The organism is Geomonas oryzisoli (assembly GCF_018986915.1).
GTDB lineage: Bacteria > Desulfobacterota > Desulfuromonadia > Geobacterales > Geobacteraceae > Geomonas > Geomonas oryzisoli.
This window is the reverse complement of sequence record NZ_CP076723.1, coordinates 2,348,909-2,365,245: the sequence shown is the minus strand read 5'-3', so window position 1 is coordinate 2,365,245 and position 16,337 is coordinate 2,348,909. Positions and strand designations below refer to the sequence as shown.

The following is a 16,337-nucleotide window of genomic DNA, read 5'->3' as shown; positions in this document are numbered from 1 at the left end:
CATGACTCAGACAGGAAAACAGCATTGCGTGGTCTGCGCCTGGCGCGAACACTGCTCCAAGAAATTCTGCGTGCCCGACGGCGGCGCCCGCTGCCCGGACTTCACACGCGACGTGACCATAAAACCCGTGCCCGACGCGGAAAAGGATAAGGAAAGGGAGGAGAAGATATGAAGGAGCAGCTGCGCGCATGCATCCTGAAGGGAATCGAGGGGTGTTTCGCCGACGGCACGCTCACCTCTGGTGTGGTTCCGGCCATCAACGTGGAGAAGCCGGCACACGCCGAGCACGGAGATTTCGCTACCAACGTCGCCATGCAGATGGCCAAGCAGGAGCGCAAGGCGCCGCGCGCCGTCGCGGAGGCCCTGGTCAAGAAGCTCGCCGAGGCGTCGGACCTGATCCAGTCCGTCGAGATCGCCGGCCCCGGTTTCATCAACTTCTTCGTCAAGGACGCGGCTTGGAGGCAGGTCCTCACCACGATCGACCGAGCCGGCGACCAGTACGGCAAGAGCAAGGTCGGCGCCGGCAAGCGGGTGCAGGTCGAGTTCGTCAGCGCCAACCCGACCGGTCCGCTGCATATCGGCCACGGCCGCGGCGCCGCGACCGGTGATGCCGTCGCCTCCCTCCTCTCCGCCGCCGGCTTCGACGTGCAGCGCGAGTACTACATCAACGACGCCGGCAACCAGATGAACACCTTGGGGCTCTCCGGACTGTTGCGCTACAAGGAACTGCTGGGCGAGAAGATCGAGTTCCCCGAGAACTGCTACCAGGGCGACTACATCAAGGACATCGCACGGGACGCCATCACCAAGCACGGCGACCGCTTTCTGAAGGCTCCGCAGGAGGAGGGCGTTTCCTTCTTCGCCAAGATGGGGGGCGATCTGATCCTCAAGGGGATCGACGACGACCTGCAGGACTTCGGCATCCGCTTCGACAACTGGTTCTCCGAGCAGTCGCTCTTCGATGACGGCAAGGTCACCTCGGCCATCGCCGAAATGCAGGAGAAGGGGCACATATACGAGCAGGAAGGAGCGCTCTGGTTCAGAACCACGGCGTTTGGCGACGACAAGGACCGCGTGGTAGTCAGAAGTAACGGCGTCACCACTTACTTCGCTTCCGACATCGCCTACCACCGCGACAAGTACGCGCGCGGCTTCGACTGGGTCATCGACGTCTGGGGCGCCGACCACCACGGCTACGTGCCGAGGCTGAAGAGCGTGGTGCAGGGACTGGGGCGCAAGGCCGACGACCTCGGCATCATCCTGGTACAACTGGTATCGCTTTTGCGCGACGGCCAGCCGGTGGCCATGTCCACCAGAAGCGGCGAGTTCGTGACGCTGAAGGAGGTTGTGGACGAGGTCGGCCGCGACGCCGCCCGCTTCTTCTTCCTGATGCGCCGCTCCGACAGCCAGCTCGATTTCGATCTCGAGCTCGCCAAGCGCCAGAGCAACGACAACCCGGTCTACTACGTGCAGTACGCCCACGCCAGGATCAGGAGCATCTTCGACACGGCCAAAGAGCGCGGCGTGGAGCCGAACTTCGACGGGGTGCGTCTGGAGCTGCTGGAGAGCGCCGACGATATGAGCCTCATCAAGAAGCTCTCCCTCTACCCGGAGATCCTGGAGGGGGCGGCGGTCAACTTCGAACCGCACCGGATCACTTACTACCTGCAGGACCTGGCCGGCGAGTTCCACAGCTTCTATAACAAGAGCAGGGTGATCACCCCCGAGGAGCCCGAGCTCACCCAGGCCCGTCTGTTCCTGCTGCACTGCGTCGCCGTGACCTTGAAGAACGCGCTGACCGTGCTCGGGATGTCGGCTCCGGAGAGGATGTAGGAGGGGCGCATGCGGCTTGACTACAGCGAAAAGATGAGGGCGGTCAGGGAAAGCGCCGAGCGCGTCAAACCCGTGCAGAAGAACCGTCCCCGCCGGGAGCCGATCGGCACCTTCGCGGTGGTCGGTCTGCTGCTGCTCGCCCTGGGGTACGGGGCAGGTGTGCTGACCGGGTGGTTCCTGTTCAAGGGGAAGGTTGATCCCAAGGCCCTCGCCGCGGCGCAGGCCGCAGCTCAGCAGAAGGCGCAGGCCGCACCCGTGGCGCAACCGGCGGCACCCGCTCAAGCAGGACAGGCGGGCCAACCCGGCCAGCCGGGGCAGCCCGCCCCCGAGGTCCCGCTTACCTTCTACAAGACCCTTCCCTCAGGAGGGAAGGGGGCCATGGGCAGCGGCATCAACACGAAGCTTCCCGAAGTGCAGTCCAAGGCGGCAGCCGCCGCACCGGCCGCGACCGCGGCGCACGTTGCCGAGCCGGCCTCCGCAAAGCCGGCCGCTGCCGCCGTACCCGCCAAGGCGCCGGAGGCCAAAGCCGCGGAGAAAACCGGGGACAAGGCCACGGACGCCGGCGCGGAGAAGCCTGCCGCCGAAAAGCAGGGTGGCGAAGCACGCTACCTGGTGCAGGTCGCTTCGTACAAGGACAGGAAAGAGGCGGACGCGGTGCGCGCCAAGCTCGTCGCCAAGGGCGTGGCCGCATACCTGGTGGAATCGAAGCTACAGGACAAGGGAGTCTGGTACCGGATCAGGGTAGGGCATCACCTGTCGAAGCCGGAGGCGCAGCAGTTGGCCGGGAAGGTTGGGAGCGGGGCGACGGTGGTCGCGGAATAGCTTTTCGGCCCCCAGCGTGGTTTTTTTCTCTCCCCGAGCTACAGTTAACCCCGGGATGGGGAGCGTGTTATGGAAAGACGAAAAAAGCTGGGTGAAATATTCATCGAGAACGGGCTGCTCTCCGAGAAGACGGTGGAGCGGATGCTGGTGCTGTCCAAAAAGCTCGGCAAGCGCTTCGGCACCGTGCTGGAGGACCTGGAACTGGTCACCGGCGAGGAACTGGCCCAGGCCCTGGCCACGCAGTACGGCTGCCGCGTCGCCAGCAACTTTTCCGGCTACAGCTTCTCGCCGGAACTGTTGAAGACCATCACGGTCGATGTGGCCATGCACAACTACATCTTCCCGCTCAAACTGGACGAGAAGCGACTGGCGCTGGCCATGGCGGATCCCACGGAGACCCGGGTGGTGCGCAACATTTCGGCCAACCTCGGGCTGACCATCACCCCCTTCATCGCCACCCGCAAGGAGATCTACGCCGCCATCTGCAGGAATTACCTGCAAAAAGAGGTCTCCAGCGCGGCCGCCCACACTGTGCTGGTGGTCGAGGATGACAAGCTGATGGGAGTCATGTTCGGCGACTTTCTGGGCCGGGAAGGGTTCCGCGTCATCCACGCCGCGGACGGTCTGGAGGCCTACAAGGCGGTCCTGACCGAGAAGCCGCACGTGGTGCTCACCGACCTGATGATGCCCAAGCTGGACGGCTTCGGGCTTTTCGACGCGCTGCGCAGCGTGCCCGACCTGAACGCCATACCGGTGATACTCATCACCAGTTCCCTGAAGCCGGAGGACGAGGTGAAGGCGTTCGAGAAGGGCTTTTTCGACTTCATAGAGAAGCCGGTGCGCGAGGAGACCCTGATCACGCGGGTGAAGAGGGCGTTGCAGTTTCGGGAGCGCACGTACCAGTTAAGCTAAGCGGTTCGCCGCAAATATCACCAGGACCACGCACCCTCCAGCCCCGTCCGGCGCTGGAGGTATTTATTTGAGGAAACGCCATGTGCGCCATACAGACCGTCAAGTGCCCGCACTGCCGCAAGGAAGCCCTGCTGGCCGGGAACCCGTACCGCCCTTTCTGCTCGGAAAGGTGCAAGATGATCGACCTCGGCACCTGGGCCAGCGAAGGGTACCGCATCCCCGGCGAGAAGGCGCCCCAGCACCAGGATGACGATGAGGACGAGGGGTAACCATCCCCGCACGTCCCGACGCGATACGACACATCATTTTATTGCAGCCATGCAATGATCAAAGCAGTAAAGGAGCCACTCATGTCAGAAGTACGTCTTCGTTTCGCACCGAGCCCGACCGGCTTCCTTCATGTCGGAGGAGCGCGCACGGCGCTTTTCAACTGGCTTTTGGCCAGAAAGCAGCACGGCACCTTCGTGCTCAGGATCGAGGATACCGACGTGACCCGGTCCACCCAGGAGTCGGTGGATGCCATCTTCGAAGGGATGAAATGGCTGGGGCTGGACTGGGACGAGGGCCCCTTCTTCCAGTCCGACTACTTCCCGGTCTACAAGGAGTACATCGACAAGCTGGTCGCGGAGGGCAAGGCGTACAAGTGCTACTGCAGCGTCGAGGAGCTCGAGGCCAAGCGTGAGAAGGCGCTTGCGGAAGGGGGGAAACCGAAGTACGACGGTACCTGCCGTGATCTCCCTCCCCAGGAGGACGATGGCCGCCCCTACGTGATCCGTTTCAAGACCCCCAAGGAAGGGACCACCACCTGGAACGACCTCATCAAGGGGAAGGTTTCCTTCGAGAACGCGGAGCTGGACGACCTGATCATCCAGCGTACCGACGGCACCCCGACCTACAACTTCGTCGTGGTTGTCGACGACGTCACCATGAGGATGACCACGGTGATCCGCGGTGACGACCACGTCAACAATACGCCGCGCCAGATCCTGATCTACCAGGCGCTGGGGGTACCGGTCCCGGTGTTCGCGCACGTACCGATGATCCTCGGCGCCGACAAGGCCCGTCTCTCCAAGCGCCACGGCGCCACCTCGGTCATGGCCTACCGCGACATGGGCTTTCTCCCGGAGGCGATGGTCAACTACCTGGTGCGCCTGGGGTGGAGCTACGGCGACGAGGAGATCTTCTCCCTGCAGGACCTGATCGAGAAATTCTCCATCGAGAACGTCGGCCGCTCGGCCGGTGTCTTCAACACGGAAAAACTCCTGTGGCTGAACGCCCACTACATCAAGACCGGCGACCCGGAACGCCTGGCCGACCTCCTGGTGCCGTTCCTGAAAGAGCGCGGCGTGGACCCGTCGCAGGGGGGACCGGACCTGGTGGCCGTGATCAAGACCTTGCAGGAGCGGGCCAAGACCATGCTGGAACTCGCCGACGGGGCGCTTTTCTACTACAGGGACGAGCTCTCCTATGACGAGCAGGGAGTCGCCAAGGCGTATAACGCCGACACTCCGGCGCTGCTTACCGCCCTGGTGGAGAAGCTGGCGGCACTGCCTGCCCTGGATCAGGCCAACATCGAGCAGGCCTTCAAGGAGCTCATGGCGGAGAAGGGGATCAAACTGGGGCAGGTCGGTCCGGCCGTGCGTCTCGCCCTTTCCGGCACGACCGCGTCCCCGGGGATCTACGAGATGATCGAGGTGCTCGGGCTGCAGGAAACCAAAAAGCGTATCGAACGCGCCATCGCCGTCCTCGCGAAGTAGGCTGCGGGAGCTGCCGACGAAAAAAGGAGGGCGCCCCTCGGGGCGCCCTCCTTTTTGATGTTACGAGGCAAAAAATGAGGCCTGCAGCGGACGAGCCGGCTGCAGGCCATGGCATTACATGCTTCTTTTGTGCGGTTGCTGATTAGGCCGGGGAGATTGCGGACACCGGGCAGGTGTCGACGCAAGCGCCGCAGTCAATGCAGGTATCCGCAGCGATAGCCCTCTTGCTGCCAGCCTCGCTGATAGCGTTGACCGGGCAGGAATCGTCGCAGGCGCCGCAGTTGATGCATTCGTCGCTGATGGTATGTGCCAAAGTATTCACCTCCTTCACCTGGAGTTAAAAGTTGACGTGGAAACTAGCACAGCGCTCGCAAAAAGTCCACCATAAAGCTGTAGACAATAAACTCCTAATCGGGAGAAAAATCTTGAACTGAGGGCGACTCTCCTGTATATATAAAAAAAGGTTTTATTTGTGTACTTTTTGTCCGGTGTGGATCTTCCTCGTATCACTGGGCAAACTACAATCACGGGGGATGCTAATCGATGGATATTCTGGCACTTAACTGCGGGAGTTCTTCTGTAAAATACCAGTTGTTTGACTGGGATAAAAAAGTGGTTGTGGCAAAGGGGATGGTGGAACGCGTGGTCATCGGCGACTCCTTCATCCTGCACGAGGTCCCCGGGCGTGAGACCTACCGTGAAGACTCCGACTGCCCGGACCACAAGACCGCAGTTGACCTGATCCTGAGAACCCTGACCTCCCCGACTCACGGCGTCCTCCGGGACATCAAGCAGATCGCTGCTGTCGGCCACCGAGTGGTGCACGGCGGCGAGAAGTTCACCAAGTCCGTGCTGATCGACGACGAGGTCCTGGCCGCGGTCACCGAGGTACAGCACCTGGCGCCGCTGCACAACCCGCCCAACATCGCCGGCATCGAGGGCGCCATGGCCGTGCTCCCCGGCGTACCGCAGGTCGCCATTTTCGATACGGCGTTTCATCAGACTATGCCCGAGCATGCCTACCTCTATCCGCTGCCGTACGAGTGGTACGAGAAGTACGGCGTGCGCCGCTACGGTTTCCACGGTACCTCGCACCTCTACGTTTCCAAGCGGATCGCCGCGATCCTGGGTAAGCCCGCCAACCAGTGCAACGTCATCACCATGCACATCGGCAACGGCGTCTCCCACTGTGCCATTAAAAATGGCGTGTCGGTCGACACCAGCATGGGGCTCACCCCGCTGGAAGGCGCCATGATGGGTACCCGTTGCGGCGACATCGACCCCGCCATCCCCGCCTTCATGATGCAGAAGGAGAACCTTTCCGCGAAGGAAATCGACTCCATTCTGAACAAGAAGAGCGGCGTCATCGGCATCACCGGCCGCTTCACCGACCGCCGCGACGTGATCGAAAACGCCAACGACGGCGACCGTCTCTGTTCGCTGGCGCTGGACATCGAGGCGTACCGGCTCAAGAAGTACATCGGCACCTACATGGCTGTTGTGGGGAGGCTTGATGCGGTCGTCTTCACCGCCGGGGTAGGGGAGATGGGGGCGCCGATCAGGGAGCGTGCCATCGCCGGGCTCGAGCACCTGGGCATCGTTCTAGACAAGGAGCGCAACGCCTCGGCCATGACCAGGAAGCGCGAGACGCTGATCACCACCGACGATTCGCCGGTCAAGGTGTACGTGATCCCGACCGACGAGGAGCTGGTGTTCACCGAGGACGTGGCCGCCATCTTGAACGGCACCTACACCGATCACATGAACTTCGAGTACAGCTTCTCCAGGCCCGACTTCGTAAGGAAGTAAGTCAGGCGACACTAGACAGCAAAAAGGCCGGCGGGGTTAACCCCGCCGGCCTTTTTTATATAGTTGTCACGCTCTTGCCAGTTGCTTGATACCCCCTCTCCCTCCGGGAGAGGGATGGGGTGAGGGCGTTGCAATCAAAGTGATCAGTCGTGGCAGCGCCCTCAGCCGCCCTGCGGGCACCCTCTCCCAAAGGGAGAGGGGACCTGGGGAAGCCTGAGGAGAATGCCGCGCGTTACCCTTGCGCCTGCACCGCGGTGATGGCGGTGACGTCGACGATGTCCTGCACGGAGCAGCCGCGGGAGAGGTCGTTGACCGGCTTCGCGAGACCCTGGATCACCGGGCCGATGGCCTTGGCGCCTGCCAGACGCTCGACCAGCTTGTAGGCGATGTTGCCTGCATCGAGGGTCGGGAAGACGAGGACGTTGGCCTTGCCCGCCACGCCGCTCCCCGGTGCCTTCTTGGCGCCGACCGCCGGGATGAGTGCGGCGTCGGCCTGCAGCTCGCCGTCGATGGAAAGCTCGGGATCCATCCCCTTGGCGATCTCCAGCGCCTTCAGCACCTTGTCGGCGTCGGGGTGGCTCGCGCTTCCCTTGGTGGAGAAGGAGAGCATGGCGACGCGGGCCGGGACGTCGAGGAAGGACTTGCAGTTCCTCGCGGTCGCGATGGCGATTTCGGCCAATGCCTGCGCATCGGGGTTCGGGTTGACGGCGCAGTCGGCGAAGAGGATGACGCCGTTCTCGCCGAAGTTCGGCGTCTGGGTGGCCATCAGGAAGAAGGAGGAAACGGTCTTGATGCCGGGAGCGGGACCGACGGTCTGGAAGGCGGCACGCAACACGTCACCCGTGGTTCCGGTGGCACCGGCCACCTCGCCGTCGGCATCACCCTCGCGCACCATCATGCCTGCGAAGTAGAGGTTGTCCGGCGCGGTCAGCATCTCCTGGGCCTGCTGCGGGGTGAGCCCCTTGGATTTCCTCAGTTCCACGAGCTTGCCGACGTAGGCGTCGAGCTTGGGCGAAGTGGCGGGGTCGACCAGTTCCACGCCGGCCAGGTTGATCCCCTTGGCAGCGGCCGCCGCCTGGATCGCATCCGGCTTGCCCAAAAGCACGATCTTGGCCAAACCTTGTTCCACGATCTGCTGCGCGGCAAAGAGCATCCTTTCGTCGTAGCTCTCCGGCAAGACCACCGTCTTGAGTTTCGATTTCGCCTTCTCGTGAATCTGCTTAACCAACGGCATGGGCATTCCTCCGTAATTGAATTATAAAACCGTGTTAGTTATATAACCCAGCGGGCGGGATCGGTCAATAAAAAAGCCGTCCCTTCGGCGGTCAGCGCGGCAGCGGCGTGCCGCACTCCTCGGGGTCTCCCTGCAGTTTGGCGACCGCATGGGGCACCGCGGCCCAGACGAAGCCGATGTTCTCGGTGGCGCCCTTGGGGCTGCCGGGAAGGTTGATGATGAGCGCGTTTTTCCTGATGCCGGCGACTGCGCGGGAGATGATGGCGTGCGGGGTCTTCTTCAGGCTTTCCATGCGCATCACCTCGCCGAAGCCGGGGAGCAGGCGCTCCACCACGCGCTCGGTGGCCTCAGGGGTGACGTCGCGCGGCGAGACGCCGGTGCCGCCGGTGGTGAGGATGAGGTCGTAGAGGCCGCTGTCGGCCCACTCGGTGAGTTTTTCCGAGATGAGGGCGCCCTCGTCGGGGATGACGTCGGTGCAGGCGACCGTGACGCCGCGCTCTTCGAGCCAGGCCCGCAGGGCGGGGCCGCTGCCGTCGGCACGCTCCCCGGTGGAACAGCGGTCGCTGAGGGTGAGAATGGCTGCTCGCATGTAGAGGCTCCTTTAAGTCTGGTGGACGTCGGACGTCCGACCGGTCTGACGCAGCGAAAGGGGACAGGCACCTGCGGAGCCAGTCCCCATCGACGCGTGCTTAGTCCTCGCGCTTGAAGACGCCGCTCTTGCCGCCTTCCTTGTAGTGCAGCTTCACATCCGAGATGACGATACCCTTGTCGGTCCCCTTGCACATGTCGTACACGGTGAGTGCGGCTACGGTGGCGGCGGTCATGGCCTCCATCTCCACGCCGGTCCGCTCGAAGGCGCGCACGGTGGCCATGACGCCGATGGTTCCCTTCGCCTCGTCCACCTCGAACTCTATGGCGACGTGGTGAATGGCGAGCGGGTGGGAGAGTGGTATCAGGTCGGGGGTCTTCTTGGCGCCGGCGATGCCGGCCAGGCGGGCCACGCCGAGGACGTCGCCCTTGGCCATCTTCCCGGAGACGATGGACTGCACGGTTTCGGGTTTCAGGGTCAGCACGGCGCCGGCTACGGCGGTGCGCATGGTCGGGGTCTTCTGGCTTACGTCGACCATGATGGCGTTGCCGCTGGCGTCAAAGTGGTTGAACGACATGTTAAACCTCCATTTCCAAGGTGGGATCGAGCAGGTGCAGATCTACTTCCGCGCCGGCGGCGAACTCGGTCGCCTCGGCGGGGAGGATGGCGAGGGCGTTGCAGCGCAGCATGGTCTTCAGTATCCCGGTGTTTTGATCTCCCGAGGTGCTGGCGATATAGCGCCCTCCCTCGATGGCGACGTGGACACGCAGGAAGTTGACCTTACCCGCCTTCTTGCGCGCCCCTTCCTTGAGGACGCCCCTGACGGTGCGACGGAACACCTTCTCGTGCCCCATCATGCGCAGGATCGCCGGCCGGGCGAACTCCTCGAAGGTGATCATGGTGGAAACCGGGTTGCCGGGCAGTGAAAAAACGGGGATGTTCCCTTTCATGCCGAAGGCCGTGGGGCCGCCGGGCTTGATGCCGGGCTTCCAGAACTGCTCCACTACGCCCAGTTCCGCCAGCACCTCGCGCACCAGGTCACGGTCCCCGGCGGAGACCCCGGCCGAGGTGATCAGCACGTCCGCCTTCAGTCCCTCGGAGAGCAGGGCCCGGTGGCTGTCGCGGTCGTCGCGGGCGATGCCGAGGATGACTGGTTCGGCGCCGCAGAGCTTGATGGCGGTGGCGAGGGCGAGGGTATTGCTGTTGACGATCTGGCTCTCTTTGGGCTCGGTGCCTACTTCGACCAGTTCGTCGCCGGTGGAGAGAATCGCAACGCGCACCTTGCGGTAGACCGGAACCAGGACCGCCGAGAAGGAGGCCAGCAGACTCACCTGGGGAGCGCCGATGACGGTGCCGCGCGGCATGACCGCCTCACCGCTGCGCACGTCCTCGCCCTGGAAGCGGATATGGTCGTGCTTTTTCACCTGCTGCAGGAGCTTCACGGTCTCGGCCGTGTTCTCGGTCTCCTCTATCGGCACGACCGCATCGGCACCCGGCGGGATGGGGGCGCCGGTCATGATGCGCGCCGCGCACCCCGGCGTCACGGCGTCGTCGGAACTGACACCGGCGGGGATGTAGTCGGTGACCTTCAGTACGGTGCCCGGCGCGCAGTCTGCGCTCCTGACGGCGAATCCATCCATGGCGGAGTTGTCCCAGCGCGGCATGTCCTTGGGGGCCACGTAGTCCTCGGCCAGCACCCGTCCGGCGGCTTCCAGAAGCAGCACCCTTTCCACGCCAACGGGCGCCACCTTTTCGATGACCATGCGTCTGGCTTGCTCGTAGTTCGTCATCTCTTCCTCTTTGTTCCTTGTTAATGGCAGTTACGAAAAAAGCCCCGTCTCCGTGAAGGAAGAGGGGGCCCGTGCGCTGATGCGGCGGTGCTTCTCCTTTCCAAGAGGGAGGCGGTGCCGTTTCCGGCAGCACCCATCGGCTGCGGCGCCCTGGGGTGTTTCCCTTTAGACGGCAGCAGCTCGGAGACGTTGTGCATATTTTCCCAAAGCCATAGCATATTTGGGCGGAAATAAACAATTATTTTAGCTTAAGGGTTGCACCCCGGGCCGTGCCAACGCCATGGTAACACCTTGTAATTTAGTGGTTTTCGGAGGCTGCGCCGCCTCGCCTCCAAGCCGTATACTTTTCTAGCCAGTCTGCAGGGGCACCCCAACCATGCTCATTAAAGTGGTTGATTTCCGTTTGACAAACAAGGTATGGTTTTTAGCGTGTACCAGACAGTCGAGCCGCGACCGGCTGCCTGCGGGATCACCCGCCGCTTGAGGTCAAGCAGTTTAAACACCTGTAATCAGGGAATTTTATGTCATTGATAGATACCTACGGCAGGCGCATCAACTACCTGCGACTCTCGGTCACCGATCGCTGCAACCTCCGCTGCAGCTACTGCATGCCTGAAGAGGGTGTCGAGAAGCTGAGCCACTGCGAGATGCTCTCCTACGAGGATCTGCTCCGGATCTCGTCCGAGGCCGTTGCCGCCGGGATCGAGAAGATCCGCGTCACCGGCGGGGAGCCCCTGGTGCGCAAGGGAATCGTCGACTTCCTGGCACGCCTGGCCGCCTTGCCGGGGCTGAAGGAACTGGTCCTGACCACCAACGGCCTCCTTTTGAAGGAGATGGCGCAGGGGTTGAGAGATGCCGGGGTACAGAGGCTGAACGTGAGCCTCGATTCTCTCAAGCCGGAAACCTTTGCCGCCATCACCCGCGGGGGAGACCTGCAGCGGGTACTGGACGGGCTCGACGAGGCGGAACGGGTCGGCTTCCCGCCCCACAAGATCAACGTGGTGGTGATGCGCGGGGTGAACGACGACGAGATCCTTGATTTCGCGGCGCTGACCCTGAAGCGTCCCTATGCGGTGCGCTTCATCGAGTACATGCCGACCTCTGGCGACGCGGACTGGCGTGACCTCACCGTACCGGGTGCCGAGATTAGGGAGCGCATTGCCCGCGAGTACACCATCGAGGAAAGCACCAACAGCGAGCGCTCCGGCCCGTCCAAGAATTTCCGGATTCAGGGGGCGCCCGGGTCGCTGGGGATCATCACCGCCATGACGGGGCACTTCTGCGACGGCTGCAACCGCCTGCGGGTGACCGCGTCCGGTGTCGCCAAGGGGTGCCTGTTCTCCGGGGAAGGCGTCGACCTGAAACCGGTGCTGGTGACGGGCGACGACGAACTTTTACGCAAGGAAATCCGGCGCATCGTGGCGGCCAAACCGGGGCGGCACGAGGTGACCGATGAAGGTGTGGAAACCAAACCATTCGCAATGTCCCGCGTAGGCGGCTAGAGAACAAGGAGAAGGCATGATCGGAAAGGTAATCGCCGTCAATATCAGCAAGAACAAAGGGGAGAGGAAGACCCCGGTCCCCGAGGTCACTATGCGCGAGGAGCACGGCATCGTCGGCGACGGCCACGCCGGCGACTGGCACCGGCAGGTAAGTCTTCTCGCCCAGGAAAGCATCGCCAAGATGCAGGCGCTCGGGCTGGACGTGAAGGAAGGGGACTTCGCCGAGAACATCACCACCGAAGGGGTGGACCTGGTGAGCCTCCCCATCGGCGCCAAGATCGAGCTCGGGGAGACCCTCCTGGAGGTGACCCAGATCGGCAAGGAGTGCCATACCCGCTGCGCCATCTACTACCAGGCCGGTGACTGCGTGATGCCCAAAGAGGGGATCTTCGCCAGGGTGCTGAAGGGCGGGGTGGTTCGGCCCGGGGATAAGGTGGTGGTGTAAGACGCTGCAACTGGTACAAAACAGTGAAAGGCCGCGAGGCGTCTGCACGCTCGCGGCCTCTTTGCGTAAAGGGGGGGCTTCAGTGCTCGCAGGGGAGCAGCACGGTGAAACTGCTGCCTCGACCTGGGATGCTCTCCACGTCGATGCAACCGCCGTGCTCCCTGATGATGCCGTAACTTACCGACAACCCTAACCCCGTGCCGTTCGCCTTGGTGGTGTAGAAGGGGTTGAATACCTGCCTCAGGTTCTCCAGCTGGATCCCGACTCCGGTATCGGAAATCTTCACTTCGTAGTTGTCCCCACTCCCCACCGGCGCGCTCCTGATGTCGAGAACGCCGCCGTCAGGCATCGCCTGCACGGCGTTCAGGATCAAGTTGGTGAATACCTGCCGCAGCTGGTCCTGGTCCCCTTCGACCACGGCCACCTCCTCGGCGTAGAACTCGAACACCTCGATCTTCTCCAGGGAAACCTGGTGACCTATCTGCCCCACGATCTCGTGCAAAAGCTCGTTCAGGTGTACCTCGCCGCGCTCCATCTGCTCGCGCCGGGCGAACTTCAACAGGTTTGATACGATCCGCTCCACCCGCTTTACCTGCTGGAAGATGGTGTCCACCTCCTCACGGTTGGGGGCGTCCTCCGGGACCGAGAGCTGCAAAAGCTCCGTGTTGCCGCGGATGATGGCCATGGGGTTGTTGATTTCGTGGGCGACGCCTGCCGCCAACTCGCCGATTGCCGCCAGCTTCTCGACCCGCAACAGCTCCTCACGCGTCTGCACCAGGAGTCGGTTCTTCTCCTCCAGTTCTGCCGTCCTCAACTGTACCTTCTGCTCCAGGTTCCGGTTCAGCTCGATGATGCTGTCCTCGCGCTCGGCAAGGGACTGGCTCATGTCGTTGAAGCGCTCAGCCAGGTCGCCGATCTCGTCGCGCGAGTCGATGGTGCTCTTTACGTCCCGCTCGCCCGCCGCCACCCGCCGCGTCAAGAGCTCCAGTTCCTTGATCGGTTGCGCCAGCTTGCGTCCCAGGAAACCGGACATGGAAACCCCGGTCAGCCCGCTCAAAAGGAGCACGAAGCTCAAAAGGACCGCCATGTCGGTCTTCACCGCCGAGTAGTGACTCTCCAGCATCCCCACGTAGAGTGCCCCGATCGGCACCCCCTGCAGCGAAAAGATCGGCTCGTAGGCGGTCAGGTACCAGTCGTTGACCACGAAGGCCCTCCCCACCCACTTGGCCCCTTTTAGCAGGACGCGGTCGTACACCGGCGCCGAGAGTTTGGTGCCGATGGCACGGCTGCCGTCGGTATTGGGGACGTTGGTCGCGATCCGGACGTCCCCCTGAAATATGGTGGAGTTACCCACGTCGCGGCCGTTGGATTTCGCCCCTTCGTAGACGACAGTCTTGATCTTGTCCACCAGCTTTTTGTTGTTGTTCAACAAAACCCCGCCGTACAGCGCTCCCACCACGTTGCCGGCCTGGTCCCGTACCGGCGCGGCCACGAAGAGGAGCATGGCGCCGGTGAGCGGAGCGGGCGGCGTTGGGTCCGATTTGGTTCCGGCCACCTGGACATGGGCCTGGCGCACCAGTTCCTCACCCTCCAGCGCCAATTCGGCGGTGGGGATGATGGTGGTGCCGCTCACCAGTTCCCCCTTGAGGGCCCGCGCCACGAATAGGTTGCGCAGTTTCTCGTCGCCGAACTGCTTGGGGTTGTTGGCCCGGAAGATCACCTTGCCGGAGGCGTCCACCGCCGCCAGGATGTCCAGGTGCTCGCTCTTGCGCACCGGCGATAGCGTCGCGGCCAGGGCGCGCTGGTCCGCGGCGATGACGGTCTCGGAGGTTCTGCCGAAAGAGGCGGAGAGCTTCACCGCGTCGTAGAGGCGGGTCAGTTCGTTCAGGTACGCCTCGCGGGCCACGGAGAGGTCGTAACGCACCTTCTCCTGGGCCTGGGCGGCCACCTTGGCGCTCAGGATGAAGACGCCGGCCATCCAGCAGATCAGGATGGCGATCGCCAGCGGGATCAGCGTGGCGACCGTGAGCTTGGTCTTGATGGGAAATCGGAGCCTGGGGATATTCATGAGGGGATGGTGATCTCGTACTCGGCGATCTTGCGATCCAGGGTCTTCCTGGAGATGCCCAGGATCTCGGCGGAGCGGCTCTTGTGGTATCCGGTGCCGAGCAGGGTGCGCTCGATGTGCGCCTTCTCCATGTTCTCCAGGGAAACCAGCTGCGGCTCGACGGGCGCGGCCGAAGCTTTTTGCTGCCTACGCCAGATGGGGAGCTCCTTGGGGGTCACCAGCGGGGTGCGGGCCAGGATCACGGCACGCTCCATCACGTTTTCCAGTTCGCGGATGTTGCCGGGCCAGTCGTAGCTGCACAGGAGGTGCAGCGCCTCCGGGGTGACCCCGGTCACCTCCTTCTTCATCTTGAGGCTGTATTTCTTGAGGAAATGCTGGGCCAGCGGCTCGATGTCGTCCTTCCGGTCGCGCAGGGGGGGGAGGGGGATGTTGATCACGTTCAGGCGGTAGTAGAGGTCCTCGCGGAACCTGCCGACGCGCACCTCCTCCTCGAGGTCCTTGTTGGTGGCGGCTACGAAGCGGATGTCGGCGCTCTTGGCGCGGGTGGCACCCACGGGAATGAAGTCGCGTTCCTGGATCACGCGCAAGAGCTTCGCCTGGATGGGGAGGCTCATGTCGCCGATCTCGTCCATGAACAGGGTGCCGCCGTCGGCCTCCTCCAGGAGTCCCTTCTGGTGTGTGATGGCACCGGTGAAGGCGCCGCGGACGTGCCCGAAGAGCTGGCTCTCCAGGAGGGTTTCGGTGAGGGCGGCGCAGTTGATGGAGAGGAAGCGGCGCTCGCGCCGGGGGCTATTGTAATGGATGGCGCCGGCGATCAACTCCTTGCCGGTGCCGGATTCGCCCAGCACCAGGATGTTGGCCTCGCTCGCCGCGACCTGGAGGGTGAGGTCGTAGGTCTCCTGGAACACGGCACTTCTGAAGATGATGGCGTCCTGCAGGATGGGCTTGCCCAGCTCGGTCTTGAGCGCCCGGTTTTCCTGCAACAGCTGCTCCTTTTCCAGCGCATTCTTCAAGACGCTCAGGATCTTTTCCTTGGGGAAGGGCTTGGTGACGTAGTCGTAGGCGCCCAGCTTGATCGCCTCTACCGCGGCATCGATGGTTCCGAAGGCGGTCATGATGATGATGGGGAGGGTAGGGCGGAGCCGCTTCACCTCCTGCAGCACGCTGATACCGTCGAGGTCGGGCATCCTGACGTCCTGCAGGATGAGGTCGGCGTCGCCGGGATCCCCTTCGCGCAGGCGGCGCAAAAGCAGCGCTCCGGCGTTGAAGGTCTCCACCAGGTACCCCTGGGTCTGCAACAGCTTCTTCAGGTAGATGAGGATCCCTTCCTCGTCGTCACAGATCAGAATTCGTTCTTGTGTCATTTTGGGGCGTTCCTCGCTTCTTTCCCGCGCCGTTGCTGGAAGAGTCGTTTTGGACAAAATGTCACACATTTTGACAAAACGACGCATTTGTTAATTAAAGTTCATGTTTGCGAAATTCCCGACTGGCGCAGACAACATTATCATTTCGGACGTTTACGGTACACAACTATTTTTCTCGTAAACGTTTACGCGCTGGCATGGCAATTGCCGTA

General features: G+C 62.8%; 16 protein-coding genes and 1 riboswitch. Of the genes, 9 read left to right on the top strand and 7 right to left on the bottom strand.

Going from position 1 to position 16,337, the window contains the following annotated elements:
• Window position 1 precedes the first annotated feature (1 nt).
• The 6 genes from KP004_RS10375 (at window position 2) to gltX (ending at window position 5,324) form a co-directional block, all read left to right on the top strand.
• Window positions 2-172 (top strand): hypothetical protein, encoded by a 171-nt coding sequence (locus KP004_RS10375; protein WP_216498899.1) that lies wholly within the window; start codon window positions 2-4, stop codon window positions 170-172.
• The gene (argS, locus tag KP004_RS10370; protein WP_216802232.1) at window positions 169-1,833 is read left to right on the top strand and encodes an arginine--tRNA ligase; all 1,665 of its coding nucleotides are present in this window, start codon (window positions 169-171) and stop codon (window positions 1,831-1,833) included. The genes KP004_RS10375 and argS overlap by 4 nt, the downstream gene beginning before the upstream one ends.
• Window positions 1,834-1,842: 9 nt before the next feature.
• Complete coding sequence (locus tag KP004_RS10365; protein ID WP_216802230.1) at window positions 1,843-2,655, top strand: SPOR domain-containing protein; 813 nt, start codon at window positions 1,843-1,845, stop codon at window positions 2,653-2,655.
• 69 nt (window positions 2,656-2,724) lie between these two features.
• Window positions 2,725-3,567, top strand: a complete 843-nt coding sequence (locus KP004_RS10360) for a response regulator (RefSeq protein WP_216802229.1) — start codon at window positions 2,725-2,727, stop codon at window positions 3,565-3,567.
• An 80-nt stretch (window positions 3,568-3,647) separates the two neighbouring features.
• Complete coding sequence (locus tag KP004_RS10355; RefSeq protein WP_216802228.1) at window positions 3,648-3,836, top strand: DNA gyrase inhibitor YacG; 189 nt, start codon at window positions 3,648-3,650, stop codon at window positions 3,834-3,836.
• A gap of 81 nt (window positions 3,837-3,917) precedes the next feature.
• Window positions 3,918-5,324: a glutamate--tRNA ligase gene (gene gltX / locus KP004_RS10350; RefSeq protein ID WP_216802227.1), complete on the top strand. Its 1,407-nt coding sequence runs from the start codon at window positions 3,918-3,920 to the stop codon at window positions 5,322-5,324.
• 142 nt (window positions 5,325-5,466) lie between these two features.
• Here the strand turns inward: gltX and fdxA are convergent, their stop codons facing one another.
• Entirely contained in the window at window positions 5,467-5,637 is a 171-nt protein-coding gene (gene fdxA, locus KP004_RS10345; protein ID WP_129126239.1) for a 4Fe-4S ferredoxin, read from the bottom strand.
• 230 nt (window positions 5,638-5,867) lie between these two features.
• Between fdxA and KP004_RS10340 the strand changes: the two genes are divergently transcribed.
• Window positions 5,868-7,133, top strand: a complete 1,266-nt coding sequence (locus KP004_RS10340; protein ID WP_216802226.1) for an acetate kinase — start codon at window positions 5,868-5,870, stop codon at window positions 7,131-7,133.
• A gap of 232 nt (window positions 7,134-7,365) precedes the next feature.
• Here KP004_RS10340 and pta read toward each other — a convergent pair whose 3' ends face one another.
• From pta to KP004_RS10320, 4 genes are all read right to left on the bottom strand, one after another.
• Window positions 7,366-8,367 (bottom strand): phosphate acetyltransferase, encoded by a 1,002-nt coding sequence (gene pta / locus KP004_RS10335; protein ID WP_216802225.1) that lies wholly within the window; start codon window positions 8,365-8,367, stop codon window positions 7,366-7,368.
• A gap of 91 nt (window positions 8,368-8,458) precedes the next feature.
• A complete protein-coding gene (locus tag KP004_RS10330) occupies window positions 8,459-8,956 on the bottom strand; it encodes a MogA/MoaB family molybdenum cofactor biosynthesis protein (RefSeq protein ID WP_216802224.1) in 498 nt (165 codons plus the stop codon).
• Window positions 8,957-9,056: 100 nt separating this feature from the next.
• Window positions 9,057-9,533 carry a cyclic pyranopterin monophosphate synthase MoaC gene (gene moaC / locus KP004_RS10325; RefSeq protein WP_216802223.1) on the bottom strand — a complete coding sequence of 159 codons (477 nt, stop codon included), beginning with the start codon at window positions 9,531-9,533 and terminating at the stop codon, window positions 9,057-9,059.
• A gap of 1 nt (window position 9,534) precedes the next feature.
• Window positions 9,535-10,746, bottom strand: coding sequence for a molybdopterin molybdotransferase MoeA (locus KP004_RS10320; protein WP_216802222.1), 1,212 nt, complete (start codon window positions 10,744-10,746; stop codon window positions 9,535-9,537).
• Between the two features lie 77 nt (window positions 10,747-10,823).
• Window positions 10,824-10,944, bottom strand: a riboswitch (molybdenum cofactor riboswitch).
• 323 nt (window positions 10,945-11,267) lie between these two features.
• On the opposite strand from KP004_RS10320, the gene moaA reads away from it, so the two are divergent.
• Entirely contained in the window at window positions 11,268-12,248 is a 981-nt protein-coding gene (moaA, locus tag KP004_RS10315) for a GTP 3',8-cyclase MoaA (RefSeq protein ID WP_216802221.1), read from the top strand.
• A gap of 16 nt (window positions 12,249-12,264) precedes the next feature.
• Window positions 12,265-12,693, top strand: coding sequence for an MOSC domain-containing protein (locus KP004_RS10310; RefSeq protein WP_199388659.1), 429 nt, complete (start codon window positions 12,265-12,267; stop codon window positions 12,691-12,693).
• Window positions 12,694-12,772: 79 nt separating this feature from the next.
• Here KP004_RS10310 and KP004_RS10305 read toward each other — a convergent pair whose 3' ends face one another.
• Complete coding sequence (locus KP004_RS10305; protein ID WP_216802220.1) at window positions 12,773-14,761, bottom strand: cache domain-containing protein; 1,989 nt, start codon at window positions 14,759-14,761, stop codon at window positions 12,773-12,775.
• Window positions 14,758-16,125, bottom strand: coding sequence for a sigma-54-dependent transcriptional regulator (locus tag KP004_RS10300; RefSeq protein ID WP_216802219.1), 1,368 nt, complete (start codon window positions 16,123-16,125; stop codon window positions 14,758-14,760). The genes KP004_RS10305 and KP004_RS10300 overlap by 4 nt, the downstream gene beginning before the upstream one ends.
• Window positions 16,126-16,337 lie beyond the last annotated feature (212 nt).

Coding starts and splice junctions, on each gene's coding strand:
- KP004_RS10360 (WP_216802229.1), top strand. CDS start 2,725: ATGGAAAGACGAAAAAAGCTGGGTGAAATATTCATCGAGAACGGGCTG.
- KP004_RS10305 (WP_216802220.1), bottom strand. CDS start 14,761: ATGAATATCCCCAGGCTCCGATTTCCCATCAAGACCAAGCTCACGGTC.
- KP004_RS10310 (WP_199388659.1), top strand. CDS start 12,265: ATGATCGGAAAGGTAATCGCCGTCAATATCAGCAAGAACAAAGGGGAG.
- argS (WP_216802232.1), top strand. CDS start 169: ATGAAGGAGCAGCTGCGCGCATGCATCCTGAAGGGAATCGAGGGGTGT.
- KP004_RS10375 (WP_216498899.1), top strand. CDS start 2: ATGACTCAGACAGGAAAACAGCATTGCGTGGTCTGCGCCTGGCGCGAA.
- moaA (WP_216802221.1), top strand. CDS start 11,268: ATGTCATTGATAGATACCTACGGCAGGCGCATCAACTACCTGCGACTC.
- KP004_RS10300 (WP_216802219.1), bottom strand. CDS start 16,125: ATGACACAAGAACGAATTCTGATCTGTGACGACGAGGAAGGGATCCTC.
- moaC (WP_216802223.1), bottom strand. CDS start 9,533: ATGTCGTTCAACCACTTTGACGCCAGCGGCAACGCCATCATGGTCGAC.
- KP004_RS10320 (WP_216802222.1), bottom strand. CDS start 10,746: ATGACGAACTACGAGCAAGCCAGACGCATGGTCATCGAAAAGGTGGCG.
- KP004_RS10340 (WP_216802226.1), top strand. CDS start 5,868: ATGGATATTCTGGCACTTAACTGCGGGAGTTCTTCTGTAAAATACCAG.
- pta (WP_216802225.1), bottom strand. CDS start 8,367: ATGCCGTTGGTTAAGCAGATTCACGAGAAGGCGAAATCGAAACTCAAG.
- KP004_RS10365 (WP_216802230.1), top strand. CDS start 1,843: ATGCGGCTTGACTACAGCGAAAAGATGAGGGCGGTCAGGGAAAGCGCC.
- gltX (WP_216802227.1), top strand. CDS start 3,918: ATGTCAGAAGTACGTCTTCGTTTCGCACCGAGCCCGACCGGCTTCCTT.
- KP004_RS10355 (WP_216802228.1), top strand. CDS start 3,648: ATGTGCGCCATACAGACCGTCAAGTGCCCGCACTGCCGCAAGGAAGCC.
- KP004_RS10330 (WP_216802224.1), bottom strand. CDS start 8,956: ATGCGAGCAGCCATTCTCACCCTCAGCGACCGCTGTTCCACCGGGGAG.